Source organism: Nonomuraea ferruginea (assembly GCF_039540635.1).
GTDB lineage: Bacteria > Actinomycetota > Actinomycetes > Streptosporangiales > Streptosporangiaceae > Nonomuraea > Nonomuraea ferruginea.
Genome location: NZ_BAABFD010000008.1, coordinates 340,500 through 346,521 on the forward strand (window position 1 = coordinate 340,500; position 6,022 = coordinate 346,521).

A 6,022-nucleotide genomic window follows, 5' to 3' on the forward strand; every position below is an offset into this window, starting at 1 on the left:
AGTAAGAACGCTAGGGGAATCGCGGCATCGCTTCGTTGCTCTGGTGGCGGACACGAGAGCAACGAAGCACTTCGAACGGCATTGTTACCGTCTGGTCGGCCAGGAAGACGGGGCAGTAGGCCCACACATTGCTGCACAGTCGCTCGAAGGTGACCGCGGACTGGCCTGTCACGGTGCCGAAGATCCTTAGACCAGGACACCGGGGGGACATAGCGGCCTTCAGCGTTTGCGGGCCACACCGCCCAAGACGCGTACCCGCCCAGGGATGAAGTCATCGGCGAGGCCGTCCGGTTGCCAGCGCTGCACATCGACCATGCCCGGCGGCAGCAGTTCCCAGTCCGGCTGGTCGAAGAAGCGGGCGATCTCCTCCACCGTCCGGTATGTGATCGGGTTGCTGAGGTTGTTGGAGTTGGTCGCCATCAGAATCTTGTACAACTCCGGGTCCACGTCGGTCCTGCTGACATGGGAGAAGATCAGGTAGCTGCCTGCCGGCGCGGCCTCCATCAACCGGTAGACCACGCCGTAGGGGTCATCGGCGTCGGGCACAAAGTGCAGCACCGAGCACAGCACGACCGCCCACGGCTGGGCGGGGTCCAGATGCCGCGTGGTCTCTGGGTGGCTCAGGATGCCGTGCGGGTCGCGGACGTCGGCCTGGATGTACCGGGTCCGGTCATCGCCAATGATCAACGCCTGGGCCTGCGGCAGCACGCTGGGGTCGTTGTCGACGTAGACAGTCCGCGCAGATGGCGTGACCGACTGGGCGATCTCGTGCACGTTCTCCTGGGTGGGCAGACCGGAACCGATGTCCAGGAACTGGTTCACGCCCTGTTCGGCGAGGAAGCGGATGGCGCGGATCAGGAACTGCCGGTTGGCCGTGGCGATGGTCTTGATCTCGGGCGCGTAGGTCAGTCCCCGTTCGGCCGCGTCCCTGTCGACCTGGTAGTTGGTGGTGCCGCCCAGGAAATAGTCGTACATGCGGGCGGGAGAGGGAGAGGACATCTCTTCGTCGGGCTGTTGCGTGCGCACGCCACTCCTCGAGTCACAGGGTGATTTTCTCTGACATCGGGCCCGTCAAGATCATAGTGAGATCCCGTACGCGTTGGCGAGAAGATCTTCCGCAATCGGCTCGTGATCGAATTTATCGATCCCACACGCTGACCGGCGGTTCGCGACCGAGTGTCACCCCGATCAACACCTCGCCGCAACGGGTCCAACACCGGCCCTCCCTACCTTGCGGCAGGTGACCACCGAGGTAACGAGTAGCCCGTCCCCCGTCGCCGACTCGCACGCCCCGCTGGGCTTGACCCACCAACCACAGTACGTAGCCAGCAAGCCTCCAACCACACCCGATACACGAGAGCGGCCGAACTCGGCCGGCCGCCCCATGAGCCAGGCCCGTCCCGGCCTCCACCCCACCCGGGGCGGGCCTGCCAAACGCGGCAGCCACCGCGCGCGAAACCGCCGCGGACTGTTGCTCACCGCGTCCTGCACCGCCATGGCGGTGATCATGGCTGATGCGGGGGTGACCACGCTGGTGGTCGGCGAGCTGGCGACCGACCCGATGGCCGATCAGGTGCCGGCGTCCCAGCTCACCTGGGTCAACGTCATCAACTTCGCGGCCATCGCGGCGCTGCTGGTGGCCGCGGGCCGCTGGGCCGATGCGCTCGGCCGACGCGGCGTGCTCGCGGCGGGGGTGGTGCTGTTCAGTCTGGGAGCCGTCGCGGTCGCGTGGGCAGGAAACTGGCCCCTGCTGCTGGGCGGACGGCTACTCCAGGGGATCGGTGCGGCGATGATGTTGCCGACCTCGCTCGCGCTGCTGCTGGGCGAAATACCTCCTGCCCGCCGCCGTGGTGCACTGGCGATCTGGAGTGGCTGCTCCGGACTGGGCGTCACGGTGGCACAGGCCGGCGGCGGTGTGCTGATCGCCGCTCACGGCTGGAGGGTCGCCTACCTGTGCAGTGCGGGGCTGGCGATCCTGCTCCTTGCGGTCGTCCCGCTGCTGCCGAACAACCAGACACGGACGGCCCGGCCCGAGGTGGCGGACACGCTCGTGCCCGCCGCCGGGATCGCGGCGACGGTGCTGGCCATCTGGCACGGCGGCGAATGGGGCTGGACCTCGCCGCAGACCGTGGGCTGCATGGCGGTCGCCATGGCGGCGGCGGCCGTCAAGCTGGCGATCTCGCTTCGCCCCGCTGGAGACGGGCACGCGCTTCGGCGCCGTCCGAAGATGGCCGCCAGCACGATCGCATCCGCGCTGTTCGGGTCGGTGCAGTACACGGTCCTGGTGATGACGCCGCTGTACCTGCAGCAGATACATGAGCTGGAGGTCGCGAAGGCGGGCTGGTGGCTGATCTCGATCTCGCTGGCGGTCCTCATCGCCGCGCCGCTGGCCGGCAGGCTGGGTCGGCGGTGCGGCACCACTGCGGTGATCTACACAGGGGCGATCGCCGTGGTGGCCGGGTGCACGCTGTTGCTGGGCATCGGCGAGCCGTCAGCCGGGATGGTGCTCGCGCTGGTGACCATCGGCGCCGGGATCGGTGCGCTGGCCACCGGCACCTTCACGGCGGGCACTCTTGCGGCCGAACCACAGCAGTTCGCCACGGCGGCCGGTGCTGTGACCGCAGCTCGCATGGTCGGTGGGGCGCTGGGAGTCGCGGGCTCGTCCATCTTGCTGGAACAGCCCGTACTTTCCGGCCCGCGCGCCGGTTTCACCGCGGTGCTCGTCGCTGTCATCGCCGTCGCCTCGCTCCTGGCGGCCGCCGCCGTCTTCACCGCGCTGCGCGCCGCCCGAGGAGCCCACTCCCGGGAGAACACGAGGCGCATCCCGGCCGAACAGGAAGTGCAGGAGTTGCACCGGCTGCTGGCCGAACTGCGCGCCGCCCTCGTCCAGGTGCGCAGCGAAGCCGACTACGAGCTGTCCCGGCTGACCTCCGGCGTCCGCCCCGCGTACTCGTTGTCCCTTAACTCATAGGAGAACCACATGCACTCCCGCCGAAACCCCGGCGACCTGCTGGCCTTTCCTCTCCCCCGCCCCGCCTCCGATGCGCCCATCGAGGTGACCACCGCGCGCATCCCCGTGCTCAACGTGGCGTCCGCCGACCGGCTGTGCCGACTGCACCACGTCCGCAACGTCTGCCAGAACGCCATCACCGCCATCGACGCGGCGCTCAACGGTGAGGGCGGGACGGGATGACCGAGCATGTCGCGGGAATCACTGGGCGTACGTGATGCTGGTCGCGGTCGTCTCATCGACGACCTCGACTGCCTTGCCCTGCTTGACCGCTGCCGCAGAGGCGGTGGTGCGTGCCTGCGACGGCACGTTGGAGATCCCGTTTCCGCTCTTGCCGGTGATCCATGACGCGGTGTCGTTCAGACTTGCATCATGATTGTTGCCAGACGAGTCGGCAGCGGTACGGCCGTCTCCCTCGTCAAGGGTCCAACGCGCGGCTGCTTGGTCAACTGTCCGGAAGGACCACGAGTAGGGAATCATCTCATTTTCCCACGAGTCAGTCGCTTCCGACACGTCAACTGTGTATCTGGTGCCGGGGCGGAGCGGCTGCGTAGGGGTAAAGGTTGCAATCTCTCCGTTGCTGTCGAGTGCGGTGGTGCCCTGGACGTCAGCACCTTGGGCACTCTTTATTGAGATGATTGCTCCGTAGACCTGCTCACTGAACGTCGCTCGGACGTGGGAGTCGAGGGGGACTTCGGTAGCGTCGTTGGCTGGTTCTGTCGTCCGTACCCGTGGCGTTGCCGTGTCCTCGCCGTCGGGATTGTCGCTGTCATCTCCGTCGCCGGGATATGGCACGCTCGGAGAGAGGTTGTCGGTTCCAATGAAGGAGCCCTCACCATCCCGATGCTGTTCGGTGGCGGCAGCCAGTTCCTCGCTCATTGCTAGCGAATCGATTGATTCAGGCGTTTCCGGCACATAAATCGACTTGGTGAGGGCTTCCTCGTATTCAGGGATTGAGGTGAGCGGCTCACGCGAGGTGATAACGACCGTTTCCCGGCGGGGTGGGATCGGCGGCTCGAAATCCACGGTGAGGAAGGGTGGGTGGAGTGTGCCCAGGCAGTCTTGCCGCGGGGTTGTGGTGCAGCCGCCGGCCTCGTTGGTCCGGTAGCGGCGCCAGTTCGTGAGGTCGGACTCGTTGCCGGCGGTGAGTTGGAAGCCGTAGTTCGGCTCGCCGTCCGCCCATGCCTGGACGATGTCGTCGACGGAGTGGATGAGGTCCCATGGGTAGTTCATGGCGCCGGTGCAGTTCGTGCTGGCGTAGCCGGCGTATTCGGTGTCTGCTCCGGTGGTGGTGATGCGCGGCTGGGATGACCAGGTCAGGGTGGAGACGTCCCAGCGTTCGGTCACCTGGTAGGCGGTGATGCCGGATCCGACGAAGAGGCCGCAGTCGCTGGACAGGTGGTTCCACAGGACCAGATCGGCGTTCTGGATTGTTGCTCCCCGGATGGGGTGGTCGGCTGGGAACTCGTCGAAGCGGATGTAGCTGCGCCAGCGGACGGCGCCGCTGTTGGACTTGCCGACCAGGATCCGGTCCAGGCCGCTGTTGGCGTAGCCGTTGGGGTAGTCGGCGTTGTTGACGAAGGTGTCGTTGCCCAGCTCGGGCTCCCACCAGTCGTCGTCGAACGCGGCCAGCGTGACCGGGTAGGCGACGGCGGGGTCGGCCAGATAAGCCGGGTCGGGCGTGTAGACCAGCGCCGAGGCGCTCTGGTCCAGGGTGACGGCGGCCTTGCCCACCTTGCCCGCGTCGGCGTCGCTGTCGAGGTCGGCCGCGACCGCGTCGAGGAGCAGCGCCGGAGGCAGGTCGGCGATCTTCTTGCCCTGGGAGAGCAGCGCCGGTTTACCTGCGGCGTCCTCCTCCAGGGCCAGGTTCTTGGGCACCGTGGTCGGGATGCGGAAGCTGACCGGGCCGGTGACCCGCTCCCTCAGGACGATCTCCTGCTTGAAGCCGGTCGCCGTGGCGGTGACGACCAGGTCGATCCCCTTGCCGTAGAGCGAGGGGTAGGTGGCGGTGCTGCCCTTGAGGGTGGGCTTGGGCAGTTCGCCGGGGCTGCCGATGGTGGCCGAGCCCTTGCCACCCTTACTCTTCAGCACGAAGGCGTCGTCGCCGGCCGACAGAGTCAGCTCGCCCTTGACGGCCTTGGGCTTGATGACGCCGCCGGTCTCGACCAGCGTGGTGTCGATGGGGGTGAAGCCGTCGCCCTTGGCGTTCTTGACCCGGATGGGGTGCAGGTGCTGTTCCATCCGCACGGTCTTGCCGTCGGGGTTGGCGTAGTAGGTGGCCTTCTCCGAGCGCAGCGCCTCGATCTCGACGCGGCGGTTGTCCTTCTTGGCCTGCGCCAGCGCCTTACCGGTGGGCGTGTCGGGAGCGCTGGGCGGTGTCGTGGACGTGGCGGCGGGGGTGGAAGTGGTGGGGGGCGTGGGGCTCTGGGCGATCGCGGGTGCGCTCATCAGCGAGAGCGGCATGATCAGGGCCGCGATCAGGGCAGCCCAGCGGCGCGTCCGGCGCGATAAGCCGGACGCTGTTCGTGATGGGTTCATTCGCGCCTTTCGAACGCATGTTGCAGAACAGAGTGATCATCACATAAGGCAGAACTAAAAGTAAAGATCCTTTTCAGCGTCGGGAACGACACCCTCCGCCACCGAGGTCGAGGCAGCGATCACTGCGCCTGCCTACTCCGTTCATACAGTTCAAGCGATCTGATCGAATCCGGGAATGCGTCTACAGCTAGTCGGGGTCGCGCCGGGTGGGGCGGGGCGCCGGATGCCGCCGCCGTACTCGCTGTGTGCTCGTACCTGCCGTAACGTGCCGTCAGCATTCGGTACTGCCGGACACGCAAAACGCGCCCAGACGGCACAATGAATCGCCCCGGGTTCGGTGGAGACTTTGGTGTGCCCTGGGTTCGATGGAGTCGCGTTTCTGGATTGTCATGCCACGGTAGACGCGTTCTCGAACTGTATCGGGGTGAGCATGCCCAGGCTGCTGTGCCGTCGTTGCCGATTGTGCCAGATCTC

At 66.7% G+C, this 6,022-nt stretch carries 4 protein-coding genes; 2 read left to right on the forward strand and 2 right to left on the reverse strand.

The window, feature by feature from the left end; all coding sequences use genetic code 11:
- Positions 1 to 219: 219 nt before the first annotated feature.
- On the reverse strand, positions 220 to 1,026 hold the full coding sequence (locus ABD999_RS18020; protein WP_219550284.1) for an SAM-dependent methyltransferase: 807 nt from the start codon (positions 1,024 to 1,026) through the stop codon (positions 220 to 222).
- A gap of 469 nt (positions 1,027 to 1,495) precedes the next feature.
- Here ABD999_RS18020 and ABD999_RS18025 point away from each other — a divergent pair, with 469 nt between their 5' ends.
- Both ABD999_RS18025 and ABD999_RS18030 read left to right on the forward strand, forming a co-directional pair.
- On the forward strand, positions 1,496 to 2,971 hold the full coding sequence (locus ABD999_RS18025; RefSeq protein WP_271277233.1) for an MFS transporter: 1,476 nt from the start codon (positions 1,496 to 1,498) through the stop codon (positions 2,969 to 2,971).
- Between the two features lie 9 nt (positions 2,972 to 2,980).
- Positions 2,981 to 3,193: a hypothetical protein gene (locus ABD999_RS18030; RefSeq protein WP_271277232.1), complete on the forward strand. Its 213-nt coding sequence runs from the start codon at positions 2,981 to 2,983 to the stop codon at positions 3,191 to 3,193.
- A gap of 18 nt (positions 3,194 to 3,211) precedes the next feature.
- Here ABD999_RS18030 and ABD999_RS18035 read toward each other — a convergent pair whose 3' ends face one another.
- Positions 3,212 to 5,548 carry a DNRLRE domain-containing protein gene (locus tag ABD999_RS18035; RefSeq protein ID WP_345482800.1) on the reverse strand — a complete coding sequence of 779 codons (2,337 nt, stop codon included), beginning with the start codon at positions 5,546 to 5,548 and terminating at the stop codon, positions 3,212 to 3,214.
- Positions 5,549 to 6,022: the final 474 nt, after the last annotated feature.

What these genes read in the sequence shown, in the direction of transcription:
- ABD999_RS18025 (WP_271277233.1), top strand. Translation starts at nt 1,496, where the DNA reads ATGGCGGTGATCATGGCTGATGCGGGGGTGACCACGCTGGTGGTCGGC.
- ABD999_RS18030 (WP_271277232.1), top strand. Translation starts at nt 2,981, where the DNA reads ATGCACTCCCGCCGAAACCCCGGCGACCTGCTGGCCTTTCCTCTCCCC.
- ABD999_RS18035 (WP_345482800.1), bottom strand. Translation starts at nt 5,548, where the DNA reads ATGAACCCATCACGAACAGCGTCCGGCTTATCGCGCCGGACGCGCCGC.